The sequence below is a fragment of the Rhodococcus sp. USK13 genome, from assembly GCF_018343855.1.
GTDB lineage: Bacteria > Actinomycetota > Actinomycetes > Mycobacteriales > Mycobacteriaceae > Rhodococcus_F > Rhodococcus_F oxybenzonivorans.
In genome coordinates, this window is sequence record NZ_CP069242.1 from 6,045,235 (window position 1) to 6,061,454 (window position 16,220).

Below are 16,220 nucleotides of genomic sequence, written 5' to 3' on the forward strand. Positions count from 1 at the left end.
CAGTGATACTGGAGCAGTCCGGCCGGTACGAGATCTGACTCGCAAGTACTCCGACGTCCACCGCGGACTGTCTTTGCTGTGATGTGTCGGCCTCGTATCGACCGGACCAGCCCCCGTGCCTGATACGGGCCGGCCGGGCGGGTGTGACCTGATAGGAGCCTGACGCGACCAAGTCCCATCACTGTGTTGTCCACCCAGCCTCGACCGGCACGTGGCCACCGCGATGAAGGGATGACCTGTGTCCAGCATGACCGATATTTCCACCGCTGTCAGCCTCGAGATCTTCGTCGGGGTCGACACCCACAAAGACACCCACCACGCCGCGATCATCGATCACCTCGGCCGCCCGGTCGCGGATCACCAGTTCGACGCCACCCCGGCCGGGTACCGGAAACTGTTGTCCTTCATCACCGATGCCGGAGTCATCGCCTCGGTCGGGATCGAGGGCACCGGCACCTACGGGGCCGGCCTGACCCGGGTGCTCACCGAGGCCGGGTTGCCGGTGGTCGAGGTCGACAAACCCGACCGCCGCGCCCGACGCGCCCGCGGCAAGTCCGATCCGGTCGACGCCTACGCCGCCGCCACCGCAGCCCTGTCCGGGCGAGCGACCACCATCCCCAAGACCCGTGACGGCGACAGCGAGGCCCTGCGCTTCCTCTCCCGGACCCGCGCATTGGCGGTCAAGGCCCGTGCCGAGGCGTTGACCGCCCTGCGCTCGATGATCGTCGCCGCACCCGAACCACTACGCGGACAACTCCGGCACCTGACCCGCACCGACCTGATCGGCACCTGCGCCGGCCTGCGTCCCGACCCGGTCGCCGCCGGCGGCATCCTCGCCGCAACCAAGACCGCACTCCGCTCGACCGCCCGCCGCATCACCGCGTTGAGCGAGGAGATCAACGCCCTCGACACCGACCTCGCAGTGCTGACCCGACGCGCGGCACCCGCACTGCTCGCCGCGCCCGGCATCGGGATCGTCACCGCCGCCGAACTGCTGATCTGCGTCGGCGACAACCCCGACCGGCTCCGCTCGGAAGCCGCCTTCGCCACCAGCTGCGGTGTCGCACCCCTGCCAGCCTCCTCCGGCAAGATCTGCCGGCACCGGCTCAACCGTGGCGGGAACCGGCAGGCGAACCGGGCCCTGCACACCATCGTGATCAGCCGCCTCAAAACCGACACCCGCACCCGCGACTACATGGCCCGCCGCACCGAGGAAGGCAAAACCAAACGCGAGATCATCCGCTGCCTCAAACGCTACGTCGCCCGCGAAATCTACCGAGTCCTACACCCCACCCAAGTTGACTCCTCATAGGAGCATCACAGCGAGGACGGCGGCCACCGGGGTCGACGGGCGGCCGATCAGCTTCTGCAGATCGCCGCTCTTGGTGTCGAGGGCGCCGGTGGCTACTCCCGCATCGGAATCGGCGAGCATCTGCGCCACCGGTGCCGGCAAGCCGGCGCCTTCGAGCAGGGCGGCGTACTCGTCCTGCGGGAGGTCCTTGTACGACACCTGGCTACCGACCACCGCGGAGAGGACCTCGGCCAGCTGTTCGTATGTCAGCCGCTCGTCACCACCGAGCTCGTACACCGCTCCCGCCTGCCCGTCGGCGACCAGGACGGCGGCGGCCGCCTCGGCGTAGTCCTTGCGCGCGGCCCCGGCGATGATGCCGTTTCCTGCGCTGCCGAACAAGGAACCCGTCTCCCGGGCCGTCGCCACAGCGCCCAGGTAGTTTTCCCAGTACCAGCCGTTGCGCAGCAAGGCGAAGTCGATTCCGGACCCGTCGAGCAGATCCTCGGTGGCGCGGTGCTCGGCAGCCAGTCCGAGCGGGCTCTTCTGCGCATCGAGGACGCTGGTGTAGGCGATGAACCCGACACCGGCTGCCTTCGCCGCGTCGATGACGTTGCCGTGCTGAATCACTCGTTGCCCGACGTCGGAACCCGACACGAGGAGCAGCTTGTCGACACCACCGAGCGCCTTGTCCAGCGAGGCACGGTCGCTGTAGTCGGCTTGCCGGACGTCGACGCCCTTGTCGGTCAGGTCGGTGGCCTTGGCGGGTGTGCGAACGAGCGCCACGATCTCCCCGGCGGGGGTGCCCTTGTCGAGGAGAGCCTCGACGGCGAGGCGGCCGAGATGTCCTGTTGCACCGGTGACGGCGATGGTCATGGGAACTCCTAGCGTGGGGGTTGTTGTTTCAAGCGCGCACGTCCCATTATGCACTAACTATTCGTAAGTTCAAGTTTGACGGTAAGCACTTCTCCGATGAGGGGTAGAGTGGTGAGCATGTCCGAGCTCGAACAGACACCGCGCGAGGGCGCAGACGCCACCCTGGAAGCCGACGTCTTCGCCCGCGGGTGCACCTCTCGCGAAACCCTGCAGACCGTCACCGGCCGATGGGGTGTGCTCGCGCTCGCGGCGTTGGCCGAGGGCAACTACCGCTTCAGCGCACTACGCCGGCGCGTCGACGGAGTCAGCGAACGCATGCTGTCGCAGACCCTCCAGGCGCTCGAACGAGACGGACTCGTGGTCCGCGACGTACTCGAGGCGATACCCCCGAAGGTGGAATACAGCCTGACACCGCTCGGTGCCGAGATCGCCGAACATCTCGTCGGCCTGATCGAACTGGTCGAGTCGCGAATGCCCGAAGTGTGGGCGGCGCAGCAGAAGTACGCCGAACGCCGGACCGATCAGAACTAGGCCCGCATACACGAAACGAGGCCCGCACAGTATCTGTGCGGGCCTCGTTTTCTATCGAGGATCAGAAGTTGATCATGTGCCCGGCGAGGCCGTGGATGGCCTCCTGCAGGGCTTCGCTGAGGGTGGGGTGGGTGTGCACGTTGCGGGCCAGCTCGTTGACGGTGAGGTCCCACTTCTGCGCGAGGGTCAGCTCGGGCAGCAGCTCGGAGACGTCGGGGCCGATGAGGTGGCCGCCGAGCAGCTCGCCGTACTTGGTGTCGGAGATGAGCTTGACGAAGCCGGTGGAGTCACCGAGGCCGTGTGCCTTGCCGTTGGCGGCGAACGGGAAGTTCGCCACCTTGATGTCGTAGCCCTCGTCCTTCGCCTGCTGCTCGGTGAGACCGAAGCTGGCCACCTGCGGCTGGCAGAAGGTGGCGCGCGGCATCATCCGGTAGTCGTCGATCGGCAGCGTCTCGGCGCCGGCGATCGTCTCGGCCGCCACGACACCCTGCGCCTCGGCCACGTGGGCGAGCTGCAGCTTCATCGTCACGTCACCGATCGCGTAGATGTGCGGCACCGACGTCTGCATCGTCTCGGTGATCCCGATGGCACCGCGATCGGTGAGCTGGACACCGGTCTTCTCGAGGCCGAAGCCCTCCACGCGGGGGGCGAAGCCGACCGACTGCATCACCTTGTCGACCACGACGGTCTCGATCTCGCCGCTCTTGTTGTCCTTGATCGAGACGGTGACCTTGCTGCCGTCGTCGTCGATGCTCTGCACAGCCGCGCCGGTCTTGACCTTGACGCCGAGCTTCTTGTACTGCTTCTCGATTTCCTTGGAGATGTCCGCGTCTTCGTTGGGCAGCGCCCGGTCGAGGAACTCGACGATGGTGACGTCCACGCCGTAGTTCTTCAGGACGTACCCGAACTCCATGCCGATCGCCCCGGCCCCGACGATGAGGATCGAACCCGGCAGATCCCGGGTCATGATCTGCTCTTCGTAGGTGACGACGTTCTCGCTCAGCGAGGTACCCGGCAGCAACTTGGTGGTCGAACCGGTCGCGATGATGGCGTTGTCGAACGTCACCGTCTCGGTGCCACCCTTGGTCAGTGCGACCTCGATGGTGTTGGCGTCGGTGAAGGTGCCCTTGCCGTCGTACTCGGGAATCTTGTTCTTCTTCATCAAGAAGTGAATGCCCTTGACGCGCCCCTCCGCGACCTTGCGGCTGCGGTCGTAGGCTGCGCCGAAGTCGAAGGACGCTTCACCGGTGATGCCGAACAACTTGGCCTCTTTCGTGAAGAGATGCGCAAGCTCGGCGTTACGGAGAAGAGCCTTCGAGGGGATGCAGCCCACGTTCAGGCACACACCACCCCAGTACTTCTGCTCGATGATGGCGGTACTCAATCCCAGCTGTGCCGCGCGGATAGCAGCGACGTACCCACCGGGACCGGCTCCGAGGACAACGACGTCATAGTGTGAGGTCACGGTTGTTCAGGGTAGTCCCGTCCGGATTCGGTGTCTCACCTCGGTCGTGTTACCCGCCAGTAGCCCAGACTGCCGCCGCGACACGGGCGAAATTTCCCCCGTATACGGCCTCGATGGACGGCTCGTCGAACCCCCGATTCCGCAGAACGCGATCGAGAGTCAGCACATCCTCCGGCGGTACCCACTGCAGCGGACCCCACGCCGTATACGCGTCCGAGAACGAGCCCGCATTGTTCGTGATCTCCGCGACGAAGTCCGCGGCGTCGAACGAGTAGTCCGAGCCGATGCCGACGTGCGCGGGACCCACCAGATCGACCGCCTCCTCGATGTGATCGGCCATCGCCGACAACCGGCGGGCATGGTCGTCCGGCCCATTGACACCCAGAAAGATGCCGACCCCATTGATCCCGATCACGCCACCCGTCTCCGCGCAGGCGCGAGCCTGATCGTCGGTGATGTTGCGAGGGTGATCCCACAATCGCCGCAGGTTGGAGTGGCTGTAGATCATGGGGCGCTCGGTAACCGCGGCAAGGTCGAGTCCGGTACGTATCGAACAGTGGGAGCCGTCCACGGTCATCCCCACCCGATTCATCTCCCGCACGAGGTCGCGGCCGTAGCCGGTCAGCCCGGTGTCGTCGGCGTCGAGGCAACCGCACCCGGTTGCATTCGCATGGTTGTACGTGGGCAGCAGCGATCGTGTGCCCAGACGGTGAAAATGGGCCACGTTTGCGAGGTCGCCGTCGAGCGGGGCGGAATCTTCGAGGTCGAATGCGAGCGCGATACCACCGGCGCCGCGTACTGCGCCGACGTCGTCGAGTCGTGTCACCAACTCGATGTCACCGCCGGCCTGGGCACGAAAGCTCTCGGCGATCGCCGTCGACGCCGCCTTGTCCTGCGGGGAGTAACCGATGTTCACCGACACGTAGCTGCCGGCCGGACGGCGGTAACGGCGGAGCTCGTCGATAGTTGCCGACGGTGTCAGCGGCAGACAGCAGTGCTGCTCCCACAACGGGTACTGCCCGGGTGTACTCACGCCGCCGAGGCTATCGGAGTGCTTCCTGCAACAATGGCCGTCATGACGGACCCTTATCTCTGGCTCGAAGATGTCACCGCTGACCGGTCTCTCGACTGGGTGCGGGAACGCAACGCGCGGACCGTCGGCGAGTACACCGAGAACTCGGAGTTCTCCGAGCTCGAGGGCCGGATCCTGGAGTTGCTGGATACCGACGCGCGCATTCCCTACGTCTCCCTGCGCGGTGACTATCTGTACAACTTCTGGCGCGACGGTGAGCACAAGCGCGGAATCTGGCGGCGCACATCCCTGGCGGAATACCGCTCCGAGGATCCGCAGTGGGACGTGTTGCTCGACGTCGACGAACTCGCCGAGCGTGAGGGTGAGAATTGGGTGTGGGCAGGGGCGAGTGTCCTGCGCCCAGCACAGACGCGCGCGTTGCTGTCGTTCTCGCGGGGCGGCGCCGACGCATCCGTGGTTCGCGAGTTCGACCTGGGCACACGGCAATTCGTTACGGACAATCCTTTCGACGTCCCGGAAGCGAAGACCAGCATCAGCTGGATCGACGAGGACAGCGTCTACGTGGGCACCGACTTCGGTGAAGGCTCGATGACCGATTCCGGCTATCCGAGGATCGCGAAGCGCTGGCATCGCGGTACCCCGTTGTCCGAGGCGGTCACCGTGTTCGAGGGCGAGAGCACCGACGTGTCGGTGGGCGCCTCCTATGACGACACTCCAGGATACGAGCGGCACTTCGTCGGCCGATCGATCGACTTCTACAACTCCGAACGGTACGAGTTGTTGCCGGACGGTTCGCTGTTGCGCATCGACACGCCCGACGACGCGGGAACGTCCGTCTACCGCGACTGGCTGACGGTCCGCCCGCGCACCGACTGGGAGGTGGACGGCACCATCTATCCCGCGGGTTCGCTGCTCGTCACCGACTACGCCGACTATCTCGCCGGCTCGCGGGAATTGACGCCGCTGTTCACACCCGACGAGCACACGTCCCTGGAACAGGGCACGTGGACTCGCAACCACCTGCTTCTGGTCACCCTCTCGGACGTGCAGACCAAATTGTCGGTGCTCACGCCCACCGAAACCGGCTGGGACGAGAAGCCGCTCGACGGCGTGCCGGAACTCACGGCCAGTGGTGTCATCAGCACGGATGCGCGCAGCGGGGACAATTTCTTCGTCAACAGCAGTGGATTCACCACTCCCGCAACTCTTTTCTACGGCACCGTCGGCGGACCGCTGGAACCTGTCAAGCAGGCGCCCTCCTTCTTCGACGCCGACGGTATCTCGGCGTCCCAGTACTTCGTCGCATCAGACGACGGAACGGAGATCCCGTACTTCGTCGTACGCCGCGACGACGCCGACGGCCCGTGCCCCACACTCCTGTACGGATACGGCGGGTTCGAGAACTCGATGGTGCCGGGATACAGCGGGTCGGTCGGCTTCGCCTGGCTCGAACGCGGAGGTGCGTACGTCGTCGCCAACATTCGCGGTGGCGGCGAATACGGCCCGTCGTGGCACACCCAGGCCGTCCGTGAAGGCCGTCACAAAGTGTTCGAGGACTTTGCCGCAGTCGCGCGCGACCTGGTCGCGCGCGGCATCACCACGACGAAGCAACTCGCGGCTCAAGGTGGAAGCAACGGCGGTCTCCTGATGGGCGTCATGCTGACCCGCTACCCCGAACTCTTCGGGGCGATCGTGTGTCAGGTACCGCTCCTCGACATGAAGCGGTACCACCTGCTGCTGGCCGGGGCGTCGTGGATGGCCGAGTACGGCGACCCCGACGATCCCGAGGACTGGAAGTTCATCAGCGAGTACTCGCCGTACCAGAACACCAGTGCCACCGCCGAGTACCCACCGATTCTGGTGACCACCTCCACGCGGGACGACCGGGTCCATCCGGGCCATGCCCGCAAGATGACCGCGCTCCTCGAGGAGCAGGGCCACGAAGTCTGGTACTACGAGAACATCGAAGGTGGACACGGCGGGGCCGCGGACAACGCTCAGGCCGCGTTCAAGTCGGCGCTGACGTTCATGTTCCTGTGGCGCACACTCACCCGCCCGTGAGTACTTCTTAACCACCCCATGTTAATAAGTACTCACGGCTAGGTGTGGTCATGGATCCAGTCGACGACCCGATCGACCGTGTCGACTGGCTCCCGGATCCACCCGTTGTGACCCTGCGGTCGCGGGTTGTGCCAGATGGTGACGTCGGCATGTGGGAGTTTGGCGACGAGATTCTTCGCCGAAGGACCCGGCGCGAGGTCGTCGCCCTCGATAGTCACCGACAGGACGGGCAGCTTCAATCTGCCGATCCGTTCCTCGTAGTCAATGTCTGCGCCGTCGGGTTCGATCTTCCCGGTGCGCGCGAAACGGGACCAGTCGGAAATCAGTACCTTCGACTGCCTGCCGAACCCGCCGATGTCCAGCCTGCCGCCCGGCCAGAAACCGGCGAGATTGGCCGTCATCGACATCGCGGCCGCACCGACGAGCATTCGCGGCGAGTGCATTCCGGGAAATCCCCGGTGATATGGCGACCCCGACGCGACGAGCACGATTCCGCCGAGCCGGCCACGAATCCGCGCCGCGTACATCACGCCCAGCTGACCACCCATACTGTGCCCCAACAGGAACGGCGTCGCAGCCGGGAAATGTTCGCGCACCACCTCGAAGATGGCGGGAAAGTCGACCGACACCAGCTCGTGGTAGCCGTACCTGCTGGCACTGCTCGGACGGGGACGGCTGTCACCCTGTCCGCGTAGTTCGCCGATGGCCGCATTGAATCCGCGGGACATCAGCTCCTCGGCGAACGGCTCGTAGTAGCCGGCAGGAATTCCCAGGCCGGGAAACACCACGACTACGGGTGCGTCGTCCCGCCCGGCAAACAGGCGAACCGGGGTGGTCGTTCCGTCGGGCATCTGGATCGGTACTGTCTCCACTCCGCCAGACTAGACGGCTCGACCCCCGCGGATTCGCGATCCGCAGGGGTCGAGACACAAGTCAGTGCACGAGGACGGTGGTGTCCGGCCCGGTGGCTACAGGCCGATCGAGGACGCCAGGAGGGGCCACGACTTGTGGAGGTCCTCCTGCCAGTACGGCCACGAGTGGGTGCCGACGGGACGGAAGTCGAAGGTGGCGGGAATCTGCAGCTCGTTCAGCTTGTCCGCCAGCGCCCGGGTGCACTGGTTGGTCGCCGCCTCGATGGCCCCGCCGAGGATGATCTGGTTGGCGAACGTCTCGACGTTTCCGTTGATCCCCGGACCGTCGAGGCGATCGTTCGGCCCCGGAATGCCGGAACCGTTGCTGACGTAGATGTCGAGGCCGCGCAGCTTCTCCGCATTGAGGTACGGATCGTTGGCCGTCCAGGCCGGGTCGTCCACGGGGCCCCACATGTTGCTGGTGTCGCCGCCGCCGCGGGATTCGACGACCATCCGGACATACGTGCGACCAGGGTCGGTGCTGGTCATGGCGCAGCCACTATAGGCGCCGACACTTTCGTACAGCTCGGGTGCCGACTGCGCGAGGCTCAGTACGGAACTGCCGGCCATGGAGATTCCGGCGATCGAGTTGACACCGTTGGTGCCCAGCTCGGCGTCGACGATGGGCGGGAGTTCCTGGGTGAGGAACGTCGTCCACTTGTTGTTGCCCAGTTCGGGATCTTCCTGCCGCCAGTCCGTGTAGTAACTGAAGGCGCCCTGCATCGGTGTGACGACGTTGACGTTCTTGTCGGCGAAGAAATCGACCACGTCGGTCTTCGCCTGCCAGGTTGCGGAGTCCTCGCCGCCACCCGCGCCGTTGAGCAGGTACAGCGTGGGCCTTGGGGCACTGGTGTCCGCGGGCGTGATCACCCGGAGCGGAATGTCGCGGTCCATCGACGCCGAGTAGACGTGCATCGTCAACTGCCGATCGTCGATCTTCTCGGTACGCAGGAGTCGCGAGCTGCCGTCGGCGACGGTCGCGTCATCCACCGGGTCTGCGGACACAGCCTGCGCCCCCGCCCACGGAAGAGCCGCTGCGAGGGCGAGCGCGAGTGCCAGCCGAACCCCGTACCTACCCGCTGCCGTGCGGTTGCCCATTATTCTCCTTTGCTGCGAAGCCGCCTGCCCGACTCCGAAGAGACGAGAACTGGAGCCCACAGTGTGTCATGTGGGCTCCAGTTCTCAACTGGATGTTGGTGGAGACGCGCTGTCTACGCCTCTGATGACCCCGTCAGCAAGTCGAGAAGTCCGGTGAGTATATCGAGCAGGCCAAGGATTTGAGTGGACATATTTTTCTCTCCCGATCGACTGTGTTGGTTTTCGATCTGCGCCATGGGTCGGCGCTTCACTCTTTGTACCCGACCGAAGGCGAAGACCAAAGAAATTTCGCGGACATATCTCGAATAGTTACCTGGCGTTCGGAAGAAAGATCATCGGGTTATTCGCCAATTACCTGGCTGGCACGGCCCACGACCAGCGGATCTACCGTCCCCACCACTTCGAAGTCCTTGTTCTCGTAATCGAACAGCGACAGAACATACTTCATTGCATTGATGCGCGCTCTTTTCTTGTCATTGCTCTTGACTACCGTCCACGGAGCAATATCGGTGTCCGTGAAGCGAAACATATCTTCCTTGGCCGCGGTATAGGCGCCCCATTTATCCAGTGAGGCAATGTCCATCGAGGACAATTTCCACTGGCGAACCGGATCGACCTGACGGATGGCAAAACGGGTCCGCTGCTCGAGTGGTGAGACAGAGAACCACAGCTTGGTGAGGCTGACACCGTCGTCGACGAGCATGCGTTCGAAGAGCGGCGTCTGATGCAGGAACCTGTCGTATTCGTCTGCGCTGCAGAATCCCATGACGCGCTCGACGCCGGCGCGGTTGTACCACGACCGGTCGAACAACACGATCTCACCTGCCGCAGGGAGATGCTGCACGTAACGCTGGAAGTACCACTGGGTCGACTCGCGCACCGACGGCTTCTCGAGTGCCACGACACGCGCACCGCGCGGATTGAGGTGTTCCATGAACCGTTTGATGGTGCCACCCTTGCCGGCGGCGTCGCGTCCCTCGAACACGATGACGTGACGGCGTCCGGTGTCCTTCACCCAGTTCTGGAACTTCAGCAGTTCGATCTGGAGCAACCGTTTGGCAACTTCGTATTCGTCGCGGGGCATCCGCTCCTCGTACGGAAAGCCCTCCCGCCAGGTATCGACGATCAGACCGTCGGTGAGCGTGACGAGCACGGGATCATCGTCGTCCTCGTCGTCGACCCTGAACGCGGAGGTGTCGCGGAGGTCGACGGCAGTAGCCAGATCCGCGTACGCGCTGAGGAAGCCGGGGCGTTCGTCGATGTCGGTCATGGGGCGGAATCTAGCGGCGTGAGGCGTCCTCGAAGTGACCCGGGCGTGAACGGGAAACGCGCTCTCAGCACGATGTCGGGGTGAAAGACCAGGGTGGAGATCGGGGTACATCCCGATGTGCGCTACCAGCGGGCTGAGCAGACTGGACGCATGACATTCGACAGCAACACTCCTCGCCAGTTCACCCGCTCCGACAACCAGAAAATGCTCGCCGGCGTCTGCGGCGGCATCGCCGAATACTTCGGTGCCGACGTCAACCTCGTCCGACTCCTGGCCGTCGTCGCCACGCTCGTCACCGGCGGCACCGCGGCTCTCGTCTACGTGGCAGCGTGGATGCTGATGCCCGCCAAGTAGGCGCACGGGGCAAAAGGCCGAAGGCCCGGAACTCCCTTGCGGGAGTCCCGGGCCTTCGGGGTGTTCGGGTGGAGCGGGTGGTACGGACTCAGAAGTCCATGCCGCCCATGCCGCCGGTCGGGTCGCCCGCGGGCGCTCCGGCCTTCTCCGGCTTGTCGGCGACGACGGCCTCGGTAGTGAGGAACAGAGCCGCGATCGACGCTGCGTTCTGCAGCGCGGAGCGGGTGACCTTGACCGGGTCGTTGATGCCTGCTTCGAGCAGGTCGCCGTACTCGTTGTTCGCAGCGTTGAGGCCGTGACCTGCGGGCAGGTTGCGGACCTTCTCGGCGACGACGCCGGGCTCGAGGCCGGCGTTGAAGGCGATCTGCTTCAGCGGAGCTTCGAGGGCGACGCGAACGATGTTCGCACCGGTGGCCTCGTCACCTTCGAGCTTGAGGTCGTCGAGCGCGGGGGCCGACTGCAGCAGGGCCACGCCACCACCGGCAACGATGCCCTCTTCGACGGCAGCCTTGGCGTTACGCACGGCATCTTCGATGCGGTGCTTGCGCTCCTTGAGCTCGACCTCGGTGGCGGCACCGGCCTTGATGACTGCAACGCCACCGGCCAGCTTGGCCAGGCGCTCCTGCAGCTTCTCGCGGTCGTAGTCGCTGTCGCTGTTCTCGATCTCGGCGCGGATCTGGCTCACGCGACCGGCGATGGCGTCGGAATCGCCGGCACCCTCGACGATGGTGGTCTCGTCCTTGGTGATGACGACCTTGCGAGCCTGGCCGAGCAGCTCGAGTCCGGCGGTCTCCAGGGAGAGGCCGACCTCTTCGCTGATGACCTCGCCACCGGTGAGGATGGCGATGTCGGCGAGCTGCGCCTTGCGGCGGTCACCGAAGCCGGGGGCCTTGACGGCCACGGACTTGAAGGTGCCACGAATCTTGTTGACCACCAGGGTGGACAGGGCTTCGCCCTCGACGTCCTCCGCGATGATGACCAGCGGCTTGCCCGACTGGATGACCTTCTCCAGCAGCGGCAGCAGGTCCTTGACGGTGGAGATCTTGGAGCTCACGAGCAGGATGTACGCGTCCTCGAGGACGGCTTCCTGACGCTCTGCATCGGTGGCGAAGTACGCCGAGATGTAGCCCTTGTCGAAGCGCATGCCCTCGGTGAGCTCGAGCTGCAGGCCGAAGGTGTTGGACTCCTCGACCGTGATGACGCCTTCCTTGCCGACCTTGTCCATGGCCTCGGCGATGAGCTCACCGATGGACGGGTCGCCGGCGGAGATACCAGCGGTAGCAGCGATCTGCTCCTTGGTGTCGATCTCCTTGGCGGTCTCGAGCAGACGCGCGGTGACGGCCTCGACGGCCTTCTCGATGCCGCGCTTGAGGCCGAGCGGGTTGGCGCCGGCAGCAACGTTGCGGAGGCCCTCACGCACGAGAGCCTGAGCGAGCACGGTTGCGGTGGTGGTTCCGTCGCCGGCGACGTCGTCCGTCTTCTTGGCGACCTCCTTGACCAGCTCGGCACCGATCTTCTCGTAGGGGTCCTCGAGCTCGATCTCCTTGGCGATGGAAACACCGTCGTTGGTGATCGTGGGAGCTCCCCACTTCTTCTCGAGCACGACGTTGCGACCCTTGGGGCCCAACGTCACCTTGACTGCGTCGGCGAGGGCGTTGAGTCCTCGCTCGAGGCCGCGACGGGCCTCTTCGTCGAACGCGATGATCTTGGCCATTGCGAAGTGATCCTCCGGATTGGGGGGTGACACACAGGACGGCCGCTTGCCGGGTCGCCCCATTTACGCCTTGGGCCGGGGTCAGTGCCCGCGACGGACGACCAGGGGTGTCTAGGTTCCCGGTCTCACCATCCCGACCTGGCACTCACGTGTCGCGAGTGCCAAGTGCATTTCTAGCACTCGACCAGGGTGAGTGCAAGGTCGGGACGAGACCACCGGGTCAGAGGATCAGCGCATGGCGCAGACCTGGCCCGTGTTGAGGTTGAACGCGAGCGACAGGGCACCGACGCAGTCGACGCCGTTCGCGTCGGAGCTGGCGCCCGACCCCCAGCCGGCGATCGCCACGGTGGTGGTGCCGTCAGCCGCCCCGGACCGCGCGATGCCGCCGCCCAGCGACACGGCATACGCCTGACCCGAACCCGTCGACGCACCCAGAGATGTTCCAAACCCGTTGGCATAGGTGGTGGTGGAGCCGTGCCCGTTGGCGACGCTCACCGCGGTCCCGCTCTCCATGGCCGTCGCCCGCGCGACACCGGCCTCGGTCGCCTTGGCACCACAGCTCGCCGTGTCCGACACCTGGATGTCGTTGACGGACGGCGGGGAGACACAGGTGACGGGGGCGGCACCGGCGACACCGGCACCGGCCACCGAGAGTCCCGCCGCGACACCCAGCCCGACGACCATCGCCGCTCCCGCACGCGCCAGCCGGCGGCCGAACAAAGAGGAGATGCGGGTACGAGTGGCCGAGGCGGTGGACGTGGCGGGCGTGGAGACAGCGAGCATGGAAGCTCCTTCTGGGAACGTCGATTTGGAGGATTCGCCGCGAGAGTACCCGCTCCCGGCCGGTTAGTCCCAGAGGGTGTTCAGGCGAGTCCGTCGAGCAGCTCGGGGAGCTGCGCGACCGAGTCGATGACGTGGTCGGGGCGCTGCACAGCAAGGTCGAGAATCGACTGCCGGAACTTGCCGGTGCGCACCAGCGCACCGGTCAGGCCTACCCGTTGTGCGGCGAGGACGTCACCCGTCAGATCGTCACCGACCATGACGGCCGCTTCGGGGTCGGTGCCCATGAGCTCGGTTGCGGTGAGGAAGGCGGCCAGCGAGGGCTTGCCGACCGAGACGACGTTCGTTCCCGCAATTTCTTCCAGGCCCGGAAGGTAGGCGCCGGTGTCGATGCACAGTCCGTCGCGGGTTGCCCACGTCGTCCCCCGATGCATGGCCACCACCGGAATCTCGTCGAGCATCAACTCCACTACCCGGCTGAGCGCGCGATGGGTGAATTCGGGGCCTGCGCCACCGAGCACGACGACCTGCGGATCGTCCTCGTCGAGTTCGATGCCGGCGAGGTCGGGCGTGATGTCACCATTGTTGAGCACCCAGGCCCGCGCGCCCGGGTAGGTGGTGCGGAGGTACTCGGCGGTGAGGCGAGCGGCGGTGACGATCTCGCCGGGCTCTGTGTCGATACCCGCGTTCCGCAGCGCACCCGCTATCTCGTCACACGTCCGCGACGTTGTATTCGTGAGATACGCACACGCAAGTCCCCGATCCCGCACCTCGCGTACGGCGTCGGCCGCGCCGTCGATGGGATGCCAAGAAGTAACCAGAACTCCGTCTATATCGAACAGGATTCCCTCGACCGCAGTCATGGGGTCGAGCCTATCCGGGCGACCGCTGAGCGTGACAGACCACAACGGGGCAGGGAGCGTGGTGCACGAGATTCTGGCTGACCGATCCGAGCAGTGCACCGAGCACCTTGCCCCGGCCGCGGCTGCCCACCACGAGCAATTGCGCGGCAGAGGCGTGCCGGATCAGGACGTCGGCAGGTGCGCCCTCCGTGGTTGTCCCGGCCACCTGCACGTCGGGGTAGCCCTCGGCCCAGGTGGCGAGGCAGTCGGAGACGACGGCCCGCTCCGCTTCTTCGTACGCCGCCCAGTCAACGTATTTCGACGCGTGTGCGAGCCCGTGCCGCCGCTCGCTGCTCCAGGCGTGCACGACCTCGAGTCCGACGCCGAACGCCGAGGCGAGGGCGAACGCCTGGCGGACGGCGAGTTCGCTGACGTCACTGCCGTCCACACCGACGACGATCGGGCGCTGGTCCGGTGACGGGGCTTCGCGGGCACCCCGGAACACGGCGACCGGGCACTGCGCGGAGTTGATCGTGCGCAGTACCGTCGAACCGAGCAGGTAATCCGTGATGGCACCCGCACCCTGCGCGCCGAGAACCACCATCCGGGCGGCGCGTGACAACTCGATCAGGTGGGCGGCTGCGGTCCCGGTCCGCAGGTCTGTCTCGACAGGAAGTCCGGGGTGCTCTTCCAGCACGGCCGTGCGGGCGGTGTCCAGCATCGCGTTTCCGTCTTCCCGAAGTTCCTGGATGAACTGCGCGTCGATCATCATTGCGGTGCCGTTGTAGAACGTCGCCCCATCCGGGTAGGCATGCGCGAGCAGCAGCGGGGCACCGAGCCGGACTGCCGTCGCCGCGGCCCAGCGTGCCGCGTCGAGAGCAGGCCGTGATCCGTCGACGCCGACCACCACCGGTGGGCCCACGTATTCACTCATGTACCTCTCCCTCTATGGTTCGAGAACTGCTGCACCGCTGAACTTTCCGTCGGCCAGATCGCGCAGCGCCCGATCTGCGTGGTCGAGCGGATAGGGATGGGTGTCGACCCTCAATCGATGGTCCGCCGCGAATCGGAGGAACGCGACGGAATCTGCCCGGGTGTTGGCGGTGACGCTGCGGACCTGCCGCTCCCGGAACAGATGCTTCTGGTAGTCGAGCCGCGGAATGTCTGTCAGATGGATGCCCGCGACGGCGAGCGTGCCGCCGTCGGCGAGCGCCTCCAACGCCGTGGGCACCAAGTCTCCGGCGGGTGCGAACAGGATCGCCGAGTCGAGCGGTTCCGGTGGGGTGTCGCGCACCCCTTGCACCGACGCCGCGCCGAGTTCCTCGGCAAGTGCCCGTGCCTGCGCGCCTCGCGTCATGACGTGCACGCGGACACCGCGGGCGAGCGCAACCTGGGCGGTGAGATGGGCGCTGCCCCCGAAGCCGTAGATACCCAAGGCGCCGCCGTCCGGCACCTCGGCACGCATGAGGGCCCGGTAACCGATGATCCCGGCGCACAGGAGCGGCGCGAGCTCGGCGTCCGGATAGCCGTCCGGGAGTTGCAGCGCGTAGTCGGCGGGCACCGTCGTGAATTCGGCGTATCCGCCGTCCGCGTCCCACCCCGTGTAGCGCGACTGCCGGCACAGATTCTCGAGGCCGCGACCGCACGCCGGGCACCGACCACAGGTGTGGCGCAGCCAGGCGACACCGACGCGATCTCCGGCGGCACAGGCCGCGGAGACGGAGTCGCCCACTGCGACAACCTCTCCCACCACTTCGTGACCGGGAACGACCCGCGGTCGGTGCGCGGGAAGATCACCCTCGGCGATATGTAGGTCGGTTCGGCACACCCCACAGGCCAGTACCTTGATCAGCAATTCACCCGGCTCGGGCTCGGGGAGCGCTTCGATGTCCCACTGCAGCGGAGTGCCCGCAATCGGTCCGGGGCTGACGGCGCGCCACGCACCCATCGTCCGGATTCCGCGTCGCGTCGCCGCCATACCCACAGGATGCCCGCGG

The 16,220-nt window shown here is 65.8% G+C and carries 15 protein-coding genes; 4 read left to right on the plus strand and 11 right to left on the minus strand.

Annotated features, from left to right (window positions below; translation table 11 throughout):
* The first annotated feature begins 247 nt into the window (after positions 1-247).
* Positions 248-1,312 (plus strand): IS110 family RNA-guided transposase, encoded by a 1,065-nt coding sequence (locus tag JQT59_RS30370; RefSeq protein WP_213573165.1) that lies wholly within the window; start codon positions 248-250, stop codon positions 1,310-1,312.
* Here JQT59_RS30370 and JQT59_RS30375 read toward each other — a convergent pair.
* Positions 1,307-2,164 (minus strand): SDR family oxidoreductase, encoded by an 858-nt coding sequence (locus JQT59_RS30375; protein ID WP_213573166.1) that lies wholly within the window; start codon positions 2,162-2,164, stop codon positions 1,307-1,309. The genes JQT59_RS30370 and JQT59_RS30375 overlap by 6 nt on opposite strands.
* Before the next feature lie 117 nt (positions 2,165-2,281).
* Between JQT59_RS30375 and JQT59_RS30380 the strand changes: the two genes are divergently transcribed.
* Positions 2,282-2,695, plus strand: a complete 414-nt coding sequence (locus tag JQT59_RS30380; protein WP_213573167.1) for a winged helix-turn-helix transcriptional regulator — start codon at positions 2,282-2,284, stop codon at positions 2,693-2,695.
* 61 nt (positions 2,696-2,756) lie between these two features.
* Here the strand turns inward: JQT59_RS30380 and lpdA are convergent, their stop codons facing one another.
* Both lpdA and JQT59_RS30390 read right to left on the minus strand, forming a co-directional pair.
* Positions 2,757-4,160 (minus strand): dihydrolipoyl dehydrogenase, encoded by a 1,404-nt coding sequence (gene lpdA / locus JQT59_RS30385; protein WP_213573168.1) that lies wholly within the window; start codon positions 4,158-4,160, stop codon positions 2,757-2,759.
* Positions 4,161-4,209: 49 nt separating this feature from the next.
* Positions 4,210-5,193 carry a dipeptidase gene (locus JQT59_RS30390; RefSeq protein ID WP_213573169.1) on the minus strand — a complete coding sequence of 328 codons (984 nt, stop codon included), beginning with the start codon at positions 5,191-5,193 and terminating at the stop codon, positions 4,210-4,212.
* 42 nt (positions 5,194-5,235) lie between these two features.
* On the opposite strand from JQT59_RS30390, the gene JQT59_RS30395 reads away from it, so the two are divergent.
* The gene (locus JQT59_RS30395; protein WP_213573170.1) at positions 5,236-7,254 is read left to right on the plus strand and encodes a prolyl oligopeptidase family serine peptidase; all 2,019 of its coding nucleotides are present in this window, start codon (positions 5,236-5,238) and stop codon (positions 7,252-7,254) included.
* A 38-nt stretch (positions 7,255-7,292) separates the two neighbouring features.
* Here JQT59_RS30395 and JQT59_RS30400 read toward each other — a convergent pair whose 3' ends face one another.
* The 3 genes from JQT59_RS30400 to ppk2 all read right to left on the minus strand — a co-directional run bounded on the left by JQT59_RS30400 (position 7,293) and on the right by ppk2 (position 10,533).
* Entirely contained in the window at positions 7,293-8,126 is an 834-nt protein-coding gene (locus tag JQT59_RS30400) for an alpha/beta hydrolase family protein (RefSeq protein WP_249353955.1), read from the minus strand.
* A gap of 96 nt (positions 8,127-8,222) precedes the next feature.
* Positions 8,223-9,263 carry an alpha/beta hydrolase gene (locus JQT59_RS30405; protein WP_213573171.1) on the minus strand — a complete coding sequence of 347 codons (1,041 nt, stop codon included), beginning with the start codon at positions 9,261-9,263 and terminating at the stop codon, positions 8,223-8,225.
* A 340-nt stretch (positions 9,264-9,603) separates the two neighbouring features.
* Positions 9,604-10,533, minus strand: a complete 930-nt coding sequence (ppk2, locus tag JQT59_RS30410; protein ID WP_213573172.1) for a polyphosphate kinase 2 — start codon at positions 10,531-10,533, stop codon at positions 9,604-9,606.
* A 150-nt stretch (positions 10,534-10,683) separates the two neighbouring features.
* Here ppk2 and JQT59_RS30415 point away from each other — a divergent pair, with 150 nt between their 5' ends.
* Positions 10,684-10,887 carry a PspC domain-containing protein gene (locus tag JQT59_RS30415; protein ID WP_213573173.1) on the plus strand — a complete coding sequence of 68 codons (204 nt, stop codon included), beginning with the start codon at positions 10,684-10,686 and terminating at the stop codon, positions 10,885-10,887.
* Between the two features lie 88 nt (positions 10,888-10,975).
* Here JQT59_RS30415 and groL read toward each other — a convergent pair whose 3' ends face one another.
* From groL to JQT59_RS30440, 5 genes are all read right to left on the minus strand, one after another.
* On the minus strand, positions 10,976-12,601 hold the full coding sequence (gene groL / locus JQT59_RS30420) for a chaperonin GroEL (protein ID WP_109327707.1): 1,626 nt from the start codon (positions 12,599-12,601) through the stop codon (positions 10,976-10,978).
* Between the two features lie 228 nt (positions 12,602-12,829).
* On the minus strand, positions 12,830-13,384 hold the full coding sequence (locus tag JQT59_RS30425; protein WP_213573174.1) for a DUF6764 family protein: 555 nt from the start codon (positions 13,382-13,384) through the stop codon (positions 12,830-12,832).
* An 80-nt stretch (positions 13,385-13,464) separates the two neighbouring features.
* Positions 13,465-14,244: an HAD-IIA family hydrolase gene (locus JQT59_RS30430; protein WP_213573175.1), complete on the minus strand. Its 780-nt coding sequence runs from the start codon at positions 14,242-14,244 to the stop codon at positions 13,465-13,467.
* Between the two features lie 10 nt (positions 14,245-14,254).
* Positions 14,255-15,157: a universal stress protein gene (locus JQT59_RS30435; RefSeq protein ID WP_213573176.1), complete on the minus strand. Its 903-nt coding sequence runs from the start codon at positions 15,155-15,157 to the stop codon at positions 14,255-14,257.
* Between the two features lie 12 nt (positions 15,158-15,169).
* Entirely contained in the window at positions 15,170-16,171 is a 1,002-nt protein-coding gene (locus JQT59_RS30440; protein WP_213578234.1) for a zinc-binding alcohol dehydrogenase family protein, read from the minus strand.
* Positions 16,172-16,220 lie beyond the last annotated feature (49 nt).